The sequence below is a fragment of the Bordetella ansorpii genome (genome assembly GCF_900078705.1).
Taxonomy (GTDB): domain Bacteria; phylum Pseudomonadota; class Gammaproteobacteria; order Burkholderiales; family Burkholderiaceae_B; genus Bordetella; species Bordetella ansorpii_A.
The window spans coordinates 424,204-441,825 of the sequence record NZ_FKIF01000007.1; the positions used below are offsets into that span (position 1 = coordinate 424,204).

At 70.4% G+C, this 17,622-nt stretch carries 17 protein-coding genes; 9 read left to right on the plus strand and 8 right to left on the minus strand.

Going from position 1 to position 17,622, the window contains the following annotated elements:
• Positions 1-18 precede the first annotated feature (18 nt).
• Positions 19-384: a DUF2784 domain-containing protein gene (locus tag A6745_RS17660; RefSeq protein ID WP_066129991.1), complete on the minus strand. Its 366-nt coding sequence runs from the start codon at positions 382-384 to the stop codon at positions 19-21.
• A gap of 27 nt (positions 385-411) precedes the next feature.
• On the minus strand, positions 412-714 hold the full coding sequence (locus tag A6745_RS17665) for a hypothetical protein (RefSeq protein WP_066129993.1): 303 nt from the start codon (positions 712-714) through the stop codon (positions 412-414).
• Between the two features lie 156 nt (positions 715-870).
• Here A6745_RS17665 and gorA point away from each other — a divergent pair, with 156 nt between their 5' ends.
• The 7 genes from gorA (at position 871) to A6745_RS17700 (ending at position 8,776) form a co-directional block, all read left to right on the plus strand.
• Positions 871-2,226: a glutathione-disulfide reductase gene (gene gorA, locus A6745_RS17670; protein ID WP_066129995.1), complete on the plus strand. Its 1,356-nt coding sequence runs from the start codon at positions 871-873 to the stop codon at positions 2,224-2,226.
• A gap of 176 nt (positions 2,227-2,402) precedes the next feature.
• The gene (locus tag A6745_RS17675) at positions 2,403-3,035 is read left to right on the plus strand and encodes a LysE family translocator (RefSeq protein ID WP_066131340.1); all 633 of its coding nucleotides are present in this window, start codon (positions 2,403-2,405) and stop codon (positions 3,033-3,035) included.
• A 174-nt stretch (positions 3,036-3,209) separates the two neighbouring features.
• Entirely contained in the window at positions 3,210-4,328 is a 1,119-nt protein-coding gene (locus A6745_RS17680) for a 3-deoxy-7-phosphoheptulonate synthase (RefSeq protein WP_066131342.1), read from the plus strand.
• An 88-nt stretch (positions 4,329-4,416) separates the two neighbouring features.
• Entirely contained in the window at positions 4,417-4,788 is a 372-nt protein-coding gene (locus tag A6745_RS17685) for an I78 family peptidase inhibitor (RefSeq protein WP_066129997.1), read from the plus strand.
• Positions 4,789-4,947: 159 nt separating this feature from the next.
• Complete coding sequence (locus A6745_RS17690) at positions 4,948-5,406, plus strand: (2Fe-2S)-binding protein (protein ID WP_066129999.1); 459 nt, start codon at positions 4,948-4,950, stop codon at positions 5,404-5,406.
• A gap of 103 nt (positions 5,407-5,509) precedes the next feature.
• The gene (locus A6745_RS17695) at positions 5,510-7,825 is read left to right on the plus strand and encodes a molybdopterin cofactor-binding domain-containing protein (protein ID WP_066130001.1); all 2,316 of its coding nucleotides are present in this window, start codon (positions 5,510-5,512) and stop codon (positions 7,823-7,825) included.
• A gap of 12 nt (positions 7,826-7,837) precedes the next feature.
• The gene (locus A6745_RS17700; RefSeq protein ID WP_066130004.1) at positions 7,838-8,776 is read left to right on the plus strand and encodes an AraC family transcriptional regulator; all 939 of its coding nucleotides are present in this window, start codon (positions 7,838-7,840) and stop codon (positions 8,774-8,776) included.
• 111 nt (positions 8,777-8,887) lie between these two features.
• Here A6745_RS17700 and A6745_RS17705 read toward each other — a convergent pair whose 3' ends face one another.
• The 4 genes from A6745_RS17705 to A6745_RS17720 form a co-directional block, all read right to left on the minus strand.
• Positions 8,888-9,796, minus strand: a complete 909-nt coding sequence (locus A6745_RS17705) for a ParB N-terminal domain-containing protein (protein WP_066131344.1) — start codon at positions 9,794-9,796, stop codon at positions 8,888-8,890.
• 48 nt (positions 9,797-9,844) lie between these two features.
• Positions 9,845-10,468 carry an LON peptidase substrate-binding domain-containing protein gene (locus A6745_RS17710; protein ID WP_066130005.1) on the minus strand — a complete coding sequence of 208 codons (624 nt, stop codon included), beginning with the start codon at positions 10,466-10,468 and terminating at the stop codon, positions 9,845-9,847.
• 158 nt (positions 10,469-10,626) lie between these two features.
• Positions 10,627-10,815 carry a YqaE/Pmp3 family membrane protein gene (locus A6745_RS17715; RefSeq protein ID WP_066130007.1) on the minus strand — a complete coding sequence of 63 codons (189 nt, stop codon included), beginning with the start codon at positions 10,813-10,815 and terminating at the stop codon, positions 10,627-10,629.
• 165 nt (positions 10,816-10,980) lie between these two features.
• Complete coding sequence (locus tag A6745_RS17720) at positions 10,981-11,436, minus strand: GNAT family N-acetyltransferase (protein ID WP_066130009.1); 456 nt, start codon at positions 11,434-11,436, stop codon at positions 10,981-10,983.
• Positions 11,437-11,652: 216 nt separating this feature from the next.
• On the opposite strand from A6745_RS17720, the gene A6745_RS17725 reads away from it, so the two are divergent.
• Positions 11,653-12,327, plus strand: coding sequence for a hypothetical protein (locus tag A6745_RS17725; protein WP_231886035.1), 675 nt, complete (start codon positions 11,653-11,655; stop codon positions 12,325-12,327).
• A 109-nt stretch (positions 12,328-12,436) separates the two neighbouring features.
• On the opposite strand, the gene A6745_RS17730 is transcribed toward A6745_RS17725, so the two are convergent.
• On the minus strand, positions 12,437-14,638 hold the full coding sequence (locus tag A6745_RS17730) for a DUF6351 family protein (protein WP_082853121.1): 2,202 nt from the start codon (positions 14,636-14,638) through the stop codon (positions 12,437-12,439).
• A 416-nt stretch (positions 14,639-15,054) separates the two neighbouring features.
• Complete coding sequence (locus A6745_RS17735) at positions 15,055-16,011, minus strand: GlxA family transcriptional regulator (protein WP_066130011.1); 957 nt, start codon at positions 16,009-16,011, stop codon at positions 15,055-15,057.
• 86 nt (positions 16,012-16,097) lie between these two features.
• On the opposite strand from A6745_RS17735, the gene A6745_RS17740 reads away from it, so the two are divergent.
• Entirely contained in the window at positions 16,098-17,411 is a 1,314-nt protein-coding gene (locus A6745_RS17740) for an MFS transporter (protein ID WP_082853122.1), read from the plus strand.
• Positions 17,412-17,622 lie beyond the last annotated feature (211 nt).

The following is a 17,622-nucleotide window of genomic DNA, read 5'->3' on the forward strand; positions in this document are numbered from 1 at the left end:
AGCCGGCGCAACGGCCCGCTACCCGCTGCGCCGCCGGCGCCACAGCACGGCGTACACGACCGCATTGCCCGCCACCACCAGCGCGCCCAGCAGCGCCTGCACGCTGCGCGTGATGCCCTGCGGATACACGAAATCCAGCAGGTAATGCGCGATGAAGCCATCCGGATAGCCCTGCTGGCCGGCCAGCACGCGGAAGTGGTTCTCCAGATAGGTCAGCGGGCAGATCGCGCCCAGGAACATGATGCCCGCGCCCCACGCCGCGGCTGGCAGGTGCAGCCAGGCCACCCTGGGCCAGCGCAGCGCCAGCAGGCCGCCCAGCGCCACGAACAGGATGAACGCCGCATGCACGGCCAGGGTAAGGTCCGCCAGCAGCCGGTAGTCCATGGCGCCTGGGCACGGGCGAAACCGCCCTCAGCCCCCTCCGATCAACCCGCCCAGCAGCAACAGGCCCAGGAACAGCCAGAAGATGCCGGCGATGACGGAGCGCCGCATGAAGGCCCGCAGCGCCGTCCACAGCAGCAGCAGGCCCAGCAGCAGCAGGGCGAAGTTGAAGACCGACGGCCCCATGCCCAGGGCCCGGGCCATGCCCGCGAAGAACTCGGCCAGGGCCGTGCCCAGCCCGCCGAACACCGCCTGCAAGGCGTCGACGACGACGCGGATCGCGCCGCCCAGGAAAGCGCCAAGGGTTCCGAAAAAACTGTCTTCCGTCTGCATGCTGCTCCGTCGAGGCGGCCGTGAATCCGGTCTTTATATCCCATCCGGCCTGTCATGCCGACCGGCGGCCACGGCGAAACGGGGTTTAATACGCATGTCTGATACGTTTTGCAGAACAATCTCGCATCACGGCGCCGCAGCGCCGGAAGGATCACCATGGATTTCGATTTCGACCTGTATGTCATCGGCGCCGGCTCGGGCGGCGTGCGCGCCTCGCGCTTCGCGGCGGGTTACGGCGCGCGCGTGGCGGTCGCCGAGAGCCGCTACCTGGGCGGCACCTGCGTCAACGTGGGCTGCGTGCCCAAGAAGCTGCTGGTCTACGGCGCCTCGTACTCCGACGATTTCGAGAACGCGCCGGGCTTCGGCTGGACGCTGGACAAGCCCTCGTTCGACTGGTCCACGCTGATCGCCAACAAGAACCGCGAGATCGAACGCCTGAACGGCATCTACCGCAACCTGCTGGTCAACAGCGGCGTGGCGCTGCACGAAGGCCATGCCCGCATCATCGATCCGCACACGGTGGAGATCAACGGCGCCCGCCACACCGCCGCCCACATCCTGATCGGCACCGGCGGCTGGCCCATCGTGCCCGACCTGCCGGGCAAGGAACACATCATCACCTCGAACGAGGCCTTCTACCTGAAGGAACTGCCGCGCCGCGTGGTGGTGGTGGGCGGGGGCTACATCGCCGTCGAATTCGCCTCGATCTTCCACGGCATGGGCGCGCAGGTCACGCAGCTGTACCGGGGCGAACTGTTCCTGCGCGGCTTCGACGGCGGCATCCGCGAACACCTGCGCGACGAACTGCGCAGGAAGGGCCTGGATCTGCGCTTCAACGCCGATCCGGCCCGCATCGACCGCCAGCAAGACGGCTCGCTGCGCGTCACGCTGAAGACGGGCGAACACATCGACACCGACTGCGTGTTCTACGCCACCGGCCGCCGCGCCATGGTCGACGGCCTGGGCCTGGAGAACACCGGCGTCGAACTGGACGAGCAGGGTTTCATCAAGGTCGACGAGGAATACCGCACCACCGAGCCGTCCATCTACGCGCTGGGCGACGTGATCAACCGCGTGCCGCTGACGCCGGTGGCGCTGGCCGAGGGCATGGCCATCGCGCGCCGCCTGTTCCGCCCCGAGGAATACCGCAAGGTCGACTACAGCCTGATCCCCACGGCCGTGTTCAGCCTGCCCAACATCGGCACCGTGGGCCTGACGACGGAGGCCGCCCAGGCGGCCGGCTACCAGGTGCGCCTGTTCGAAAGCCGCTTCCGCCCCATGAAGCTGACGCTGACCGGCTCGCAGGAGAAGACCCTGATGAAGCTGGTCGTGGACGCCGACACCGACCGCGTGCTGGGCTGCCACATGGTCGGGCCAGATGCGGGCGAGATCGTGCAGGGCATCGCCATCGCGCTGAAGGCGGGCGCCACCAAGCGCGTGTTCGACGAGACCATCGGCATCCATCCCACGGCGGCCGAGGAATTCGTCACGATGCGCACGGCGGTGGCGTAAAAAACGCCTGGCGCCTGGCCGTCGGAAGAGCGCTCCCGTCCAGTGGCAAAACCCGCCCGCGCGGGCGCATACTGGCGGGCAGCGCCGCGGCGGCGCCATCGGAACAGGGTCCATCGCCACGGCCGATACCGTTCGCGGCTATCGTCGCGCCTATCCGCCCATCGCCCTTGCCCGCCATGCCCGACCTCACCACCCTGCTCACCTTCGCCCTGCTGGCCTTCGGCCTGGTCATCACGCCCGGCCCCAACATGATCTACCTGGTCTCGCGCTCGCTGTCGCAAGGACCGCGCGCCGGACTGGTCTCGCTGGGCGGCGTGGCGCTGGGCTTCCTGTTCTACGTGCTGTGCACGGCCTTCGGCCTGACCGCCCTGCTGCTGTCGGTGCCCTATGCCTACGACGCCCTGCGCATCGGCGGCGCCCTCTACCTGCTCTACCTGGCCTGGCAAGCGGTGCGCAGCGGCGGGCATTCGCCCTTCGAGGTGCGGCAGCTGCCCCACAGCAACGTGCGCCAGCTGTTCGGCATGGGGCTGGTCACCAGCCTGCTCAATCCCAAGATCGCCATGTTCTACGTGTCGCTGCTGCCGCAGTTCATCGACCCGTCGCGCGGCAGCGTGCTGGGCCAGGCGCTGACGCTGGGCTTCACGCAGGTCGCCATCAGCGTGTGCGTCAACGGCATGATCGCCGTCAGCGCGGGCGGCATCGCCGGTTTCCTGTCGCGCCGTCCCCTGTGGCTGGCCGCCCAGCGCTGGCTGATGGGCACCGTGCTGGCCGGCCTGGCGGTGCGGCTGGCGCTGGATTCGCGCCGTTAGCCTGCGGCCCCCAGGTACCCCGGCATCACGAATCCGGGCGCAGCGGCCGGCATCCCACCGCACATCGGCAACCGGGCGGTCATAGTGGTATCCGCCCGGACCCTCTCCCCGCGCCGCCGCGCGTGCAATGCGATAATCCCGGGGATGCGCGCGCCGCGCGCCGGAGACATTGCCGTGACCCGTATCGACGACCCCACCCGCGACCACGAAGTCGGCCAAGCCGACGCCACCCAGGACACCACCCGCATCGACGACGTGCGCATCGGCGCCGTGCGCCCGCTGATCTCGCCCGCCCTGCTGCTGGACGAACTGCCCGTGTCCGACGCGCTGCTGGCGCAGGTGGAGGCCGGCCGCGCCCGCATCGCCGACGTGCTGCATGGCCGCGACGACCGCCTGATCGCCGTGGTGGGTCCCTGTTCCATCCACGATCACGCGCAGGCCATGGAATACGCGCGCCACCTGAAGCAGGCGGCCGAAACCCTGTCGCAAGACCTGTTGATCGTGATGCGGGTGTACTTCGAGAAGCCCCGCACCACCGTGGGCTGGAAGGGCTACATCAACGATCCGCGCCTGGATGGCAGCTTCCGCATCAATGAAGGCCTGCGCCGCGCCCGCGAACTGCTGCTGGAGATCGGCGGCCTGGGCCTGCCGGTGGGCACCGAATTCCTCGACCTGCTCAGCCCGCAGTTCATCGCCGACCTGGTCGCCTGGGGCGCCATCGGCGCGCGCACCACCGAAAGCCAGAGCCACCGCCAGTTGGCCTCGGGCCTGAGCTGCCCGCTGGGCTTCAAGAACGGCACCGACGGCGGCATCCAGGTGGCGGCCGACGCCATCGTGGCCTCGCGCGCCAGCCACGCCTTCATGGGCATGACCAAGATGGGCATGGCCGCCATCTTCGAAACCCGAGGCAACGACGACACGCACGTCATCCTGCGCGGCGGCAAGCAAGGCACCAACTACGACCGCGCCAGCATCGACGCCTGCTGCGCGGCGCTCGAGAAGGCCGGCCTGCCCCCGCGGGTCATGGTCGACTGCTCGCACGCCAACTCCAACAAGTCGCACGAGCGCCAGGTGGACGTGGCGCGCGACCTGGCCGGCCAGATCTCGGCGGGCGACCGCCGCATCGTCGGCGTGATGATCGAGAGCCACCTGGAAGGCGGTCGCCAGGACCTGACGCCGGACGTGCCGCTGCGCCACGGCGTGTCCATCACCGACGCCTGCCTGGGCTGGGCCCAGACCGAGCCGGTGCTGCACGAGTTGGCCGCGGCGGTGCGCGCCCGTCGCGAACCGTAACACCCAGGGGCGCGCGCCAGAGGGCCGGGCCGTCATCCTTCCACTATGATGACGATTCGGTTTCACCTGGTACGACGAAGGAGCCCCCATGATCCGGAAATTGATTTCCGTCGCGCTGCTGGCCGGTCTGGCCGCTTGCGGCGCCCCCGGCGCGCAGCGCGCGAGCGACACGCCCCCTGCTTCCTCCAGCCCATCCGTGTCCAGCACGGCGGCAAGCAATACCTCGACAGGCGGCACAGGCTCCAGCAGCGCCCGGCAGGTATGCGATTCCCAGCGTGTCCAGAACATGGTGGGCCAGACCTACTCCGACAGCGTGGGCAGGTCGCTGCTCGGCAGCTCGAACTCCAAGACCGCCCGCGTGCTCAAGCCGGGCCAGGTCATGACGATGGAATACGACGAAAGCCGCCTGAACGTCATCCTGAACGGCAGCGGCGCCATCGACGCGCTGCGCTGCGGATAAAGCCGTTTCTCCCCTGCCCAATGCCCGCGCCACAGGATCAGGCAAGAATCAGACAGTAATCGGCATTGCGGTGCAACACGTGGATTTCCTATCCTACCCGGACGGTCGCGGCTGCTGGCCACCGCCCGGAAGAAGGCCCCCAGGAACAGGAAATCCGCCATGCTCACTCTCGACATCAACGGCAGGATCACGTCGCTGGACGTGCCCGCGCAAATGCCGCTGCTCTGGGCGCTGCGCGACGTCGCGGACCTGACCGGCACCAAGTACGGTTGCGGCGGCGCCCAGTGCGGCGCCTGCACCGTCCACGCGGACGGCCATCCCATCCCATCCTGCGTCACCCCCGCCGGCGCCGTCCACGGCCAGCGCATCGTCACCATCGAGGGCGTGGGCGCCGACAGGGTTGGGCAAGCCGTCCAGCACGCCTGGCGCGAACTGGACGTGGCGCAATGCGGCTTCTGCCAGTCCGGCCAGATCATGTCGGCGGTCGCCCTGCTGCGCCGCCATCCCCGACCCACCGACGCGCAGATCGACCAGGCCATGCGCGGCAATCTGTGCCGCTGCGCCACCTATGAGCGCATCCGCGCGGCCATCCATCACGCCGCCGCGGCCCTGGACTGACTCCGCGGCCCGCCGCGCCTGGCCCGCGGCAGGCAGGTCTGCGCAGCACCGCACTGCAAGCCGCCCCGTGGCGGCCCCACCCATTGTCCCCCAAGGAGCGCGCATGGACAGCCATCCCGTCTTGCCGGAACACCCGATTCACAACGTCAGCCGCCGCCGCTTCATGCCCGCGGCCGGCGGACTGGTGCTGGGCCTGAACATCGGCCAGGCCGGCCCGCGCGGCGGCGCGGCCGGCGGGGCCGCGCAGACCGCCGCGCGCTCGCCGAATGCCTTCGTGCGCGTCGGCCAGGACGGTTGGGTCACCGTGCTGGCCAAACACCTGGACGCCGACCAGGGCGCACACACCGGCCTGGCCACGCTGGTGGCCGAAGAGCTGGATGCCGACTGGCGCCAGGTTCGTGTCGAGGGCACGCCCGCCCATGCCGGCGCCGGGCGCAGCGGCTCGATGGCCCAGTCGTATCTGCCGATCCGCCGCGCCGGCGCCGCCGCGCGGGCGATGCTGGTGGAGGCGGCCGCGCGGCAATGGCGCGTCCCCGCCAGCGAGATCGTCATCCGCGACGGCATCGTGCGTCACCCGCACAGCCAGCGCCAGGCGGGCATCGGCCACCTGGCCGCGGCCGCCGCCGCCCTGCCCGCGCCGCAGGATCCCGCCCTGAAGGCTCCCGCCGAATTCAAACTGATCGGCAAGGAAGGCGTGGGCCGCGCAGACAACCCCGGCAAGACCAACGGCACGGCGGTCTTCACGCAGGACTTCAAGCTGCCCGGCATGCTGGTGGCCGTGGCCGCGCGCGCGCCACGCCCGGGCGCCAGATTGGCCGGCTACGACGGACTGGCCGCGCGGGGCGTGGCCGGCGTACGCGCCGTGGTCGAGATCCCCGCCACGCCGCAGCACCCCGCCGTGGTCGCCGTGCTGGCCGAGAACACCTGGGCCGCGCGCCTGGGCCGCGACGCCTTGCAGGCGCGCTGGGAAGATGACCCGTCCCACGGGCAGCGCCATGCCGATCCGCTAGCCGGCTACCGCGCCGCGGTCGGCCAACCGGGCCCGGCCGTCATGCAGGAAGGCGACGTGGACGCCGCCTTCGCCCGCGCGGCAAGCATCATCGAGGCCGACTTTCTCCAACCCTTGGCCGTGCAGGCCGCCATGGAACCGCTCAGTTGCCTGGTCAGGCTGGCGGACCGCCGCTGCGACATCTGGAACGGCGAACCGGTCGACCCCGCCGACCAGGCGGCGATCGCCCGCTACCTCAAGGTGCCCGCAGGCGGCGTCACCGTGACCGCGCTGCACGCGGGCGGCAGCAACGCCGGGCCGCGCCGGGGCTCGCAGGCCGGCTACCTGATCGAGGCCGTCGCCCTGGCCCGCGCGGCGCGCCGCCAGGGACTGGACGTGCCCATCAAGCTGACATGGACGCCGGAAGACGATCTGCACGGCGGCCATGTGCGGCCCATGCGCCTGCAGCGCGCGCGCCTGGCGCTGGACGCCGCCGGAGCGCCGCTGGCCTGGCACGTGCGGCACGCCGGGCTGTCTCCCCAGGCCGACCCGGCGCAGGCGGCCGCGCGGATCGACCCGCCTTATGCCGCGCCGCACCAGCGCCTCGAACAATGCTCGCCGCCGGACGGTGACCCGCCCGCCTGGCACCGGCCCGATGGCCACGCCATGGCGTTCGCCGCCGAAACCCTGATAGACCAGGCCGCCCTGGCCGCCGGACAGGATCCGGTGGCCTACCGCGCCGGGCTGCTGGCCGGACAGCCCCGCCATGCCCGCGCGCTGGCGCTGGCCGCGCAACAGGCGGATTGGGGCCGGCCCCTGCCCCGCACCATTCCGAACACCCGGCGCGGCCGTGGCGTGGCGCTGCATGCCGCCTGCGGCACCGTGATGGCGCTGGTGGCCGAGGTCACGGTGCGGCCCTGCGGCGCCCTGAAGGTCGACCGCGTGGTGTGCGCGGTGGACTGCGGCGTGGCGATCAACCCCGGCGTGCTGCGCGCCCAGTTGGAAGGCGGCATCGGGGCCGGCCTGGCGAACTGCCTGCACGGTCTCCCGTTGACGGACAGCGAGGCCCAGCAGGACCGTTTCCATGCCTCTCCCGTCCTGCGCATGGACGAAATGCCGAGGGTCGAGATGCATATCGTGCCCTCGTCCGACGCCCCTGCCGCGGGCGTGGCCACGGTCGCCGCCGACGCCGTGGCGCCCGCCGTGGGCAACGCCCTGCACGCCGCCACCGCGCAACGCTTGCATGCGCTGCCCTTCAGTACCAAGATGGACATCTCTGCGCCCGGCGTCGTGCCGTTCTTGCCGCCGGCCTCCATCGCCGCGCGGCAGCAGGCGTACGGCGCCCCCCCGCCGGGCCGCAGCCCAGGCCGCCGCGGCGCGGACGCGGAAAAACGCCCCCAGGAACACGACACCGGCGCCCTCGCCGCGTAAGGACACAGCCCGATGAGCGCCGAACTGGCCACCCTGCGGCTACCCGCCGCCCACCCGCCCCCGCTGCCCGCCCTGCAGGAGCTGGCGGCCCTGATCGGCCGCCACATGCCGGCCGATGGCTCGTATCTCACGCCCATCCCCGGGCTGACCTTCCATCGCGCCTCGGCGCCGGCCGAGAAGACGCACAGCGTTGCGCGGCCCGCGCTGGGCGTGCTGGCGCAAGGCGCCAAGCGCGTCGAACTGGGCGATGAAGTGCACGAATACACCACCGAGCGCTATCTGCTGACCTCGGTGGACCTGCCGGTGGCGTCGCGCGTCACCCTGGCCAGCAGCGGCACCCCGTACCTGTCGATGACGCTGGACCTGGACACGCAGCGCATCGCCGACCTGATGACGCAGCTGGGCGCCCCCACGCGCGCCGAGGGCGGACAGGCGCCGCGCGGGATGGCCACCGCACCGGTAGAGCAAGGCCTGATCACCACGCTGCTGCGGCTGGTCAGCCTGCTGGATACGCCGGACGACATCCCGATACTGGCGCCGCTGATCGAGCGCGAGATCCACTATCGCCTGCTGAAGGGCGAGCTGGGCCAGCGCCTGTGCCACATCGTGTTGAACCACGGCGCGATGAGCCAGATCTCGCGCGCCATCGACTGGTTGAAGCGCAACTATTGCGAGCCGTTGCGCATCGAGGACCTGGCGCAGCGCGTGAACATGAGCGCGTCCTCGCTGCACCACCACTTCAAGTCGCTGACGGCGATGAGCCCGTTGCAGTATCAGAAGCAGTTGCGGCTGCACGAGGCGCGCCGCCTGATGCTGGCCGAAATGCTGGATGCCGGCACGGCCGCGCATCGGGTGGGATACGAAAGCGCCTCGCAGTTCAGCCGGGAGTACAGCCGGCTGTATGGGGCGCCGCCCTTGAGGGACGTGGGACGGCTGCGCCGGGCGGTGTAGCCGGGCGCGGCCCGGGACCAGGGCTCAGGCGGCCTGGAAACAGGCGCCAGACGGTCCCGGCGCACGCGGTGGATGTCCTCGACCGGCGCGCTGCCCGCGCGTGGCAGACGCCTATTCCGCGTCGCCGCGCCGCGCCTGCGACAGCGCGATGGTCAGTTGCGCCACTTTCTTCTTCAGCGCGTCGCGCTCCTGGGTCAGCTCGGCCACGCGCTGCGCCAGCTTGGCCAGCGCCGCCGGATATTCCTCGGCGTTCTCGGGCAACGGCGGCAACTCGGGCGGTTCCGGCAAGGGTTTCGCGGCGGCGGCCATGGCGCGGGCTTCGCGCGCGGCCTCGCGCAGCGACTTGGCGCCGCCCACCGCCGCCGCGGCCTGGCGCTCGGGCGGCAAGGTGGAGACGGCCGCCGCCGCATTGATCGACAGGCCGCCCGACTGCACCGCGCGCAGCACCTCCGGCGCGGCCTGCTTGCGGATCTTCTCGATCTGCCCCAGCGCGATGCTGCTCAGGCGCGCTTCGCGGGCCATGGCCTGGCGCGACGGCACCGGCACGGCAGCCGCCGTGCGGGCGGCCTGCAGGGCGTGGGACACCGGCGCGGGGCTGTCCCCCGCGCGCTCGTCCCAGGGCGCGGCCGGCTCCCCCGCCGCCTGCGGCGCCGCGGCGGCCGGTTCGCCCTGGGCAGCCGGCGCCTGCCGGGCCCGCATCTCCAGGATCTCTTTCTTGCGCAGCACCAGCACGCCGCGCTGGAAATCCGAGACGCTGCGGCGGCCCAGATGATTCTCGATCATCCACAGCCGCACGTCGTCCATGCTGCGGAAGCGCTCGTTCTGCACGGTACGGTACGGGATGCCGTGCTTCGTGCAGATCTCGTAGCGGTTGTGCCCGTCGATCAGCAGGTCGCCCCACAGCACCAGCGCGTCGCGGCAGCCTTCGGCCAGGATGCCGCGCTCCAGCGTGGCGTATTCATCCGGCGTCAGCGGCTCGATGTAGGCGCGCAGTTCTTCTTCGATACGTATCGTCGTCATCTTCAGCAAATCAATCGTGTGGGTTCCGCGCGCCGTGCGCGGGATCGCTCAGGCGTCGCCGGCCGCCGGCGACAGGCCCTGCAGCGCATCCTGGATGGCCCGCAGGCGCGCCACCGGATCGTCCAGGCCCAGCAGCCGCGCCTTCTCGGAAGGCCGCAACTGCAGCAGCTCGGCCCAGCGGTCGGCCACCCAGCCGCACTCGTCCAGCCGGAACGGCGGCGCCAGCGGCATGGAAGCGGCCGGCACGCCGTCACGCTGCATGCCCGCGATCAACTGGCCCAGCGCATCGGCGCTGGGCTGCAATTCGCGAGGAATCTCGGCTTCGGCGGGCTGCGGCAAGGGTTCGGCCTGGCCCATCCATAGCCCGTACTGCGCCCGCCGCGCCGACACCAGGCGAAAGCGCGTGGTGCCGGTGCATGCCAGTTGCAGCAGGGCCGGCATGGGCGCCTCGCATTGGTCGATGCGCGCCATGGTGCCGACCGTGGCCAGCGTCTCGCTGCCTTCGGGGGTCCGCACCTCGTGGCCGGCCAGCAACACCACCACGCCGAACTCGGCGCCCTCGGCCATGCAGCGCCGGATCATGTCGAGGTAGCGTACCTCGAACACGCGCAGGTGCAGCACGCCAGCCGGAAACAGCGCGTTGGAAAGCGGAAACAGGGGGATCTCGGCCATCCCGGAATGATGACATGAAAGCGCCGGCGGGATGTGGTTCGCGGCGAGGCAGGCGCTGCGGGTGCCCGCCACACCGGGTGCGATCGGCAGCTACAGGTTCAACAGGCACGTCATCAAGCACAAGTTCCGCAAGACGTGCGGCATCCCTGCCGCGGGATTCAACGGCCCGTGGCCTCGCGGATCTTCTTGTCGGTGCTGTACTGGCTGAGCGCATAGACGGCCCATAGCGCCGCGGGGATCCAGCCGATCAGCGTCAGTTGAAGAATCAGGCAGATGACGCCCGCGATCGGACGGCCGATCGTGAAGAAAACCAGAAAGGGCAGGAAAATCGCCAGGAGCAGTCGCATGTCGGAATATCGGCCGAAATAAGGCTGCCGGCGCGCACCGCGAGCCGGCGGACCCGCGCAAAGCGGGCACCGTCGCCATCATATCGGAAGGCGTGCGCGCCCTGGCCGCGCCCGGACGACGGCCCCGCGTGCCCCCGGACGCGCCGGCGGGCATGAGGCCCTGCCTCAGCCCCCCGGCGCCTCGCGCTGCATCAGGTACTCGGGGCCGACCGTCCGCACCACCCGGAAACCCAGCCGTTCGTACAGGCGGCGCGCGGGGTTGGCATGCAACACCGACAGACGCACGGGCAGGCCCTCCCGGCCGGCGGATTCCAGCAGGGCGCCCAGCACGCGCGCGCCCACGCCGTGCCCTTGCCACGCCGGCGCCACCTGCACCTGCTGCACGTACCAGTGATCCGCCTGACGGAACGCCTTGAACAATCCCGCGGGCTGTCCGTCCAGCAGGACCAGTTGGGCCGCATCCCAATGCAGGCGGATGCGCGCCAGATGGGCATCATCGTCATCGGGCAGGCCCGCCTGGCGCATGTGCGGCCCCATGGTGTGCTTGCGCAGCTCAAGCAGAAACGGCAGATCGTCCTCGGTGGCCTGCCGCAGGGTCAGGGTGGGTACGGGGTCGGTCATGCGATCTGCTCCTGCTCGATAAACGGGGCCACATCCTCCGGACACGGCCGGACGGGGCGTCCCCCATGCTATCCGACGCGGCCGTCCGCCATGCTGAAACGCGTTGCATCATCTTTGCGCACCACGACAGGCACAGGCCCGCGCCAGCGCGGTAAAGTGGGTTATCGGCCGGGGCGGACGCGCATTCGCCGCGCGCCCTGGCCCAGGAGCCTCATCATGCGCACCTCGAAAATGCTCTGCCGCACCGCCATCGCGGCCCTGCTCGTCTCTCTCGCCACTCCCGCCCTGGCCGATCGCGGCTATCACGGGGGCGGATGGGGCGGCCGCCATGGCGGCGGGTGGGGTCATCACGGCGGCTACGGCCATCGCCATCACGGCGGCGGCGGCTCGGACGGGTGGTGGATCGGCGGCGCCCTGGCGCTGGTGGCCACGGGCCTGGTGCTGGCCGCGGCCAACGACGATACGCCCGATTATCCACCGGCGGGCTCGTACTCGTACTCGTACGCGCAGCCATCGTACGCCCAGCCCGAAAGCGGCTTCTATTACGAAACGCCGCCGCCCACCGCGTATCCGGTACCGGAGGGCAGCTACACCCAGCCTGTCCCCGTCCCGCAGGCCCAGGCGCCCGCGCCGGTGTACACCCCGCCGCCCGCGCAACCGCAGCAATACCGGCAGCCGCAGCATCAGCAGCCCCAATACCCGCAGCCCCGCCAGCCCGCGGCCACGCCACGCACCGCGTCCAATGCCCCGGATCAATACCAGTGCCAGCGCTACGCGGTGAACTACAGCGGCTACGATCCCGCCAGCCCCTCGGCTTGGTCGACCGGGGTCGGCGTGGACAGCTACAACCGGGCGCTGCAAAGCTGCATGGCGGGCGGCCAGCCGGGTTGAACCGGGCGCGGGGCGGGCCTGGCGGCGCGCGACGGGTTTGCGTTCCCGGCGCAGAGGGCTCCTGCGGCCCGCGCGCCCCCGGATGGCGCGCGACCGCCCCGCTTGTCGCCTACGGCTTGCTCACGTCGAACACCTGCTGCCGGGCCGACGGTCCGAACGACAGCCACGTGCCTTGCAGTCCCTGCTGCTCGACCCCGGGCTTGCTCCAGTCGCACACCCCTTCCGGGAATATCCCCTGCAGGCGCGTCAGTTGCGCACCAGACAGCGCGGCCGCGTAATCCGCGGGATCGATCGGCTTCAACTGGCACTTGACGATGTCATCGGCCAGCGGTCCGCCCGCCACCATGCGCGGCGTGGTGCCGGCCGGATAGAGCGTGTTGCACTGGCCGCCGCCCGCAGGCGCGGACGGCTCCTCGATCTTGGCCCCGCCGGCATCCCAGCACGCATCCACCAGATCCGCCGGCTTGGCGTCGATGATGCGTTGCGCCTTGGTGCTTGCCGGATCGCCGTCCCTGGCCGCCATCAGCCACGTATCCATGATGTCGAACAGATTGACGGGCACCGTGCCCGGTCCGAGCATGACGTGGTTGTCGAAGCTGCCGTTGGCCTTCTTCAGGCGCTCGCGCACCGAGTACGAGTGGATCTTGTTGTGGATGTCGCCGCCGACCGCATTGTCGAAGTAGTCGCGCCGCTCCAGGATCGCCGTGCCCGCCAGCCCGCCGCCGCCGTTGGTGATGCGGCCCGACTGATAGGCGCGCCGGATGGCCGGCAGGTCGCCGGTGGTGCGCCGCGCCGTCGGTTTCAGGTCGGCATCCAGGCCGCCGATGTTCTCGTTCAGGTCCAGGAACTCGTCGGCGGTGATCGCTCCCGAATTGAACGCCTGCAACCCATACTGCACGCCCACGTTGTCGATGGGCCGCAGCGCGAAACCGCGTTCGTCCTTGCCATACACGTTGACGGTGTGGTCGTACACCGTGGCGCGCGATCCCGTGGGATTGTTGACGGGGTCGTACTTCAGCTCGACCGGGAAGTTCGAGGGAAAGGACACGACCGGATCCAGGCGGCCCGCGCTGCCGCTCATGGCCGCGATGTTGCCCACCTGCAGGTAGCCCGAAATGGCCTTCTTCTTGTCGTCGCTGTAGGCCAGGCCGCCGGCCCGGTTGAAGTAGTTGTTCAGCAGCCGGGAATCGAAGACCTTGAACAGCGTGGCCGAGGTCACGTCCGGGAACACCGAATTGACGATGATGCCGTCGAACAGGCCGGGATAGTTGTCCGAGGTCTGGAAGCTCTGGTAAGCCCCGCCCGATCCACCCGTGCCGATGGTGTAGGTCGGCACGCCATAGGCCTCGATGAAGCGCTCCTTGGTCATCGCCACGGTCTCGGAAGACAGCAGATCGTTGCAGTTCGAACCGAAGATGTTCAGCGTGGACGTCACTGCCGCATACCCCCGCTGCATCCATTGGTCGTCGATCAGCGAACCGAAGGTGTCCCCCTGCGTGTACCACCCGCCCTGGCACCCGCCGCCCAGCGGATAGATCAGCTTGCCGTTCCAGCCCGCTGAACGCTTGTCGGGGCCGATGGGGCCGTCCGCGAGCGGATCGTGCAACATGGCCGACTGATAGATGCCCCGGTTGATCGTGCCCGTTTCCAGCCGCACCAGATAGGCCACGCGGCGCTCGGTGGGCTTGCCTGCGTCGATGGTCAGGTAGCTCATGTCGGCGGGATGCTGGGTAGGATTGTTCCAGCGCGCATTGCCGCCCGTCGTCTTGCGGTAGAAGTAGTCGATGCGCGTGCTGGCCGAGCAATCGGCGTCCAGCGGACCATCCAGCGTGCCGCCCCCCAGGCGTCCGAACGTGGTCAGCGTGCATGAGAACGGCCGCTGGTGCGGGCCCGAGAACATGGGTCCGGTGATGGCATACGTGGTCACGGTCAACGTGCCCGACGCATCCCCCGCCCTGGCCTGCAGCGTGTTGTCGCCCAGGTCCATCGTCTCGACCAGGCCTTGCCAGCGGCCCTGCCCCTGGTCGGTGAAGGCCCGCGAGACGTTGTTGCCATTGAGCGTCACGGTGGGCGGGCCGCTGACGCCCTCGGGCAACTGCACCTGCACCAGCGCGTCGCCGCCGCTGACGTATTCGGGCGGCGACGAGACCGTGTTCAACGACAAGGACCGGCCGGCGGGCGGCGGCGTGGTCTGGTCGTCGTCATCGTCGTCGCTGCCGCCGCAGCCTGCCGCCAGCACGGCGACGACGCCGGCCAGCAGCACGTTCCTGGCCTGGCCATAGGCCCCGCGTCTTCCATGGTTCTTGGGCATGTCTTCCTCTTTCTCGTCTTGTGGGTAAAACGGATGCCGGGATTGCGGGTGTGGCTGTCGGACGCGCATGGCAGATCGGTGCGCGCGGACGCGCGTGGCTGCTCTGTTGACGATAGCCACAGCCATGCGCGTGAACCGACGCATGCCTGCATGATGTCTCCTCCGCACGGCGCCTGCCTGCCGTGGCGGCGCCGGTCCCATTGGCTTGTTCGAATAGTCTGGCCCCGGGCATGCGCCGCGCGACAGGGCGTCGAGACGGGCGGCTTGCACAGGGTGCGATCTACTCTAGCGCAAGGTCGCGTGAGCAGATGTTCGAAGATTTTTCAGGCTGAACCGGGACGTCCCGCGACGGCCCTTGTTTCAAGCGTTGAACGAGCTGCTACGCGACGGCCCTCGCTCCCCGGTTGAACGAGCCGCTACGCGGCGCGCGCCGCTCTGCGCACGGCCTGCGGCGGCTGTCCGTACACGCGCAGGAAAGCACGGCGCATGCGCTCGGCATCCTCGAAACCGACGTGGCGCGCCACGGACTCGATGGCGGCGGCGCCGTCCTCGATCTGCGCGCGCGCCGCTTCGGCGCGGATGCGCTCCACCGCCTTGGCGGGCGTCTGCCCGGTCTCGGCCTTGAAGGCGCGGATGAACTGGCGCGGGCTGAGGCACGCGACCTCGGCCAGCGTATCCACCGTCAGCGCCGTGGTCAGGTGCCCGCCGATGTAATCCATCACCGCGCGCATGCGCTCGCTTTGCGGCGCCAGGTCTTGCAAGGTGGAGAACTGCGACTGCCCGCCCGTGCGGCGGTGGTACACCACCATCTCGCGCGCCACCGCGCGGGCCAGCTCCGCGCCCAGGTCGGCCTCGACCATGGCCAGCGCCAGGTCGATGCCGGCGCTGATGCCGGCTGACGTCCAGATCGCGCCGTCGCGCACGAAGATGCGGTCGCTGTCCACGCGCAACTCGGGATAACGGCGCTGCAGTTCCACGGCGTGGCGCCAGTGCGTGGTGACGCGCCTGCCGTCCAGCACGCCGGCGGCGGCAAGCAGGAAGGCGCCGGTACATACACTGGAGAGGCGGCGGCGCGCGGCCACGGCGGCTTGCAGATGCTGCAGCAGGGCGGGCGATGGCGGCGACGTGCGCGCGCCACGGCCGCCCGGCACCATCAGCGTGCCGGGCGCCGAGCCGCGCCAGGATTGCGTGGCCACCTCGACGCCGCAGGTGCTGGCCACGCGGCCGCCGCGCTCGGACACCAGCGTGACCGCGTAGGCCGGCCCGCGCCGCGCGGGCGCCAGATCGGACGCCATGCTGAACACGGACACGGGCCCGGCCATGTCCAGCAGTTGGAAACCAGGCACCAGCAGCACGTCGATTGTGCGCGTCATGTCGTTTATCGAGGGAAATATGTCATTTACGCCATAGTGTCCCTGCGTAGAGTCGAGGCTGTCAATCTCGTTCGGAATCCTCTTGCATGTCCGCTTCCACGCTTCCTTCTTCCCCGGGGGCTCCGGGGAGTCCGCCCGGGCCGCCATCGCCCGGGCCGCGACAGGCCGTGCCGCAACCGGCCGATCACGGCCCGACCGAATCTCCCCAGGGACGCCGCAATGCCTGGGTGCTGGCCATCTGCCAGGGGCTGTTCACCGCGGCCATCTCCATCGACCTGACCCTGACCGCGCTCACGGGCCACATGCTGGCGCCCGACAAGGCCTTGGCCACCCTGCCCTTCGCGCTGATCACCGTGGCGGGCGCGGTGGTCACCTGGTTCGCCGCCCAACTGATGCAGCGCATCGGGCGGCGCGCGGGTTTCGTGCTGGGCGCCTTGAGCGGCTGCGCGGGCGGGCTGATCTCGGTGTGGGCCGTCTTCCATTCGCTGTTCTGGGTGTTCTGCGCGGGCACGGCGCTGGTGGGCGTGTTCCAGGCCTTCGCGCAGTATTACCGCCTGGCCGCGGCAGACGCCGTACCCGCGCAGGCCAAGAGCCGCGCCATCTCCACCGTGCTGGCCGGCGGCGTGATCGCCGCGCTGGCCGGACCGGCGCTGGCGGCCTGGAGCAAAGACCTGTTCCCCGTGGCGCTGTTCGCGGGCGCGTACCTCATGGTGGCGCTGCTGGGCCTGGCCTCGGCCGCGCTGCTGGCGCTGGCCTATCGCGACGTGGAGGCCGCGGCAACGGCCGACGTGGCGGCCGAGCCGGCGCGGCCATTGCGTGAAGTCGCGCGCCAGCCCATCTTCGTGGCCGCTGCCGCCAACAACGTGGTCGGGTCGGTCTCGATGATGTTCATCATGACCGCCGCCCCCTTGGCCGCCGTCGCCTGCCATCACAGCATCGACGATGGCGCGGGCATCATGCAGTGGCATCTGGTCGGCATGTATGCGCCCGCCTTCTTCGCGGGCGCGCTGATCCGCCGCGTGGGACTGGCGCCGGTGCTGGGCGCGGGCATGGCGCTGAACGTGGCCTGCTCGCTCATCGCCATGTCCTCGCCGTCGCTGCCGGCGTTCTACGCCGCCCTGTTCTGCCTGGGCGTGGGCTGGAACTTCATGTTCGTGGGCGGCACCACGCTGCTGGCGCAATCCTATCGCCCTGCCGAACGGGCACGGGCGCAAGGCACGGCCGAGCTGCTGCGCTACGCCTTCACGGCCGCGGCCACGCTCGGCGCAGGGCCGTTGCTGGACCGGTATGGCTGGGAGGCACTGAACGCCGCCATGCTGCCGGTCGTGGCATTGGCGGCAGCCATGACGGCATGGTGGGTGTGGTCCGAGCGGCGCGCAGGCGGCCGAGTGGCGGCGTAGTGCCCGCAGGCGCGCCGGTAGTCACGGCGCCTGACGCAAACCACATGCGCTGAGCGCCGCCCGGCTGCCTGCGCGAAGCCGTCCGAGGGGATAGCGGTCTCCCTTCGCGAATCATTCACGCACGAATGGAAGCGTGACAGGCCGAAGATCCCCGGAGAGACTGCGTCCGCCCCCTTTTCAGGAGACCTCTCTTGCCGGACGCTTTCCCTTC

What these genes read in the sequence shown, in the direction of transcription:
- A6745_RS17660 (WP_066129991.1), bottom strand. Translation starts at nt 384, where the DNA reads ATGGACTACCGGCTGCTGGCGGACCTTACCCTGGCCGTGCATGCGGCG.
- A6745_RS17665 (WP_066129993.1), bottom strand. Translation starts at nt 714, where the DNA reads ATGCAGACGGAAGACAGTTTTTTCGGAACCCTTGGCGCTTTCCTGGGC.
- gorA (WP_066129995.1), top strand. Translation starts at nt 871, where the DNA reads ATGGATTTCGATTTCGACCTGTATGTCATCGGCGCCGGCTCGGGCGGC.
- A6745_RS17675 (WP_066131340.1), top strand. Translation starts at nt 2,403, where the DNA reads ATGCCCGACCTCACCACCCTGCTCACCTTCGCCCTGCTGGCCTTCGGC.
- A6745_RS17685 (WP_066129997.1), top strand. Translation starts at nt 4,417, where the DNA reads ATGATCCGGAAATTGATTTCCGTCGCGCTGCTGGCCGGTCTGGCCGCT.
- A6745_RS17690 (WP_066129999.1), top strand. Translation starts at nt 4,948, where the DNA reads ATGCTCACTCTCGACATCAACGGCAGGATCACGTCGCTGGACGTGCCC.
- A6745_RS17695 (WP_066130001.1), top strand. Translation starts at nt 5,510, where the DNA reads ATGGACAGCCATCCCGTCTTGCCGGAACACCCGATTCACAACGTCAGC.
- A6745_RS17700 (WP_066130004.1), top strand. Translation starts at nt 7,838, where the DNA reads ATGAGCGCCGAACTGGCCACCCTGCGGCTACCCGCCGCCCACCCGCCC.
- A6745_RS17705 (WP_066131344.1), bottom strand. Translation starts at nt 9,796, where the DNA reads ATGACGACGATACGTATCGAAGAAGAACTGCGCGCCTACATCGAGCCG.
- A6745_RS17710 (WP_066130005.1), bottom strand. Translation starts at nt 10,468, where the DNA reads ATGGCCGAGATCCCCCTGTTTCCGCTTTCCAACGCGCTGTTTCCGGCT.
- A6745_RS17715 (WP_066130007.1), bottom strand. Translation starts at nt 10,815, where the DNA reads ATGCGACTGCTCCTGGCGATTTTCCTGCCCTTTCTGGTTTTCTTCACG.
- A6745_RS17720 (WP_066130009.1), bottom strand. Translation starts at nt 11,436, where the DNA reads ATGACCGACCCCGTACCCACCCTGACCCTGCGGCAGGCCACCGAGGAC.
- A6745_RS17725 (WP_231886035.1), top strand. Translation starts at nt 11,653, where the DNA reads ATGCGCACCTCGAAAATGCTCTGCCGCACCGCCATCGCGGCCCTGCTC.
- A6745_RS17730 (WP_082853121.1), bottom strand. Translation starts at nt 14,638, where the DNA reads ATGCCCAAGAACCATGGAAGACGCGGGGCCTATGGCCAGGCCAGGAAC.
- A6745_RS17735 (WP_066130011.1), bottom strand. Translation starts at nt 16,011, where the DNA reads ATGACGCGCACAATCGACGTGCTGCTGGTGCCTGGTTTCCAACTGCTG.
- A6745_RS17740 (WP_082853122.1), top strand. Translation starts at nt 16,098, where the DNA reads ATGTCCGCTTCCACGCTTCCTTCTTCCCCGGGGGCTCCGGGGAGTCCG.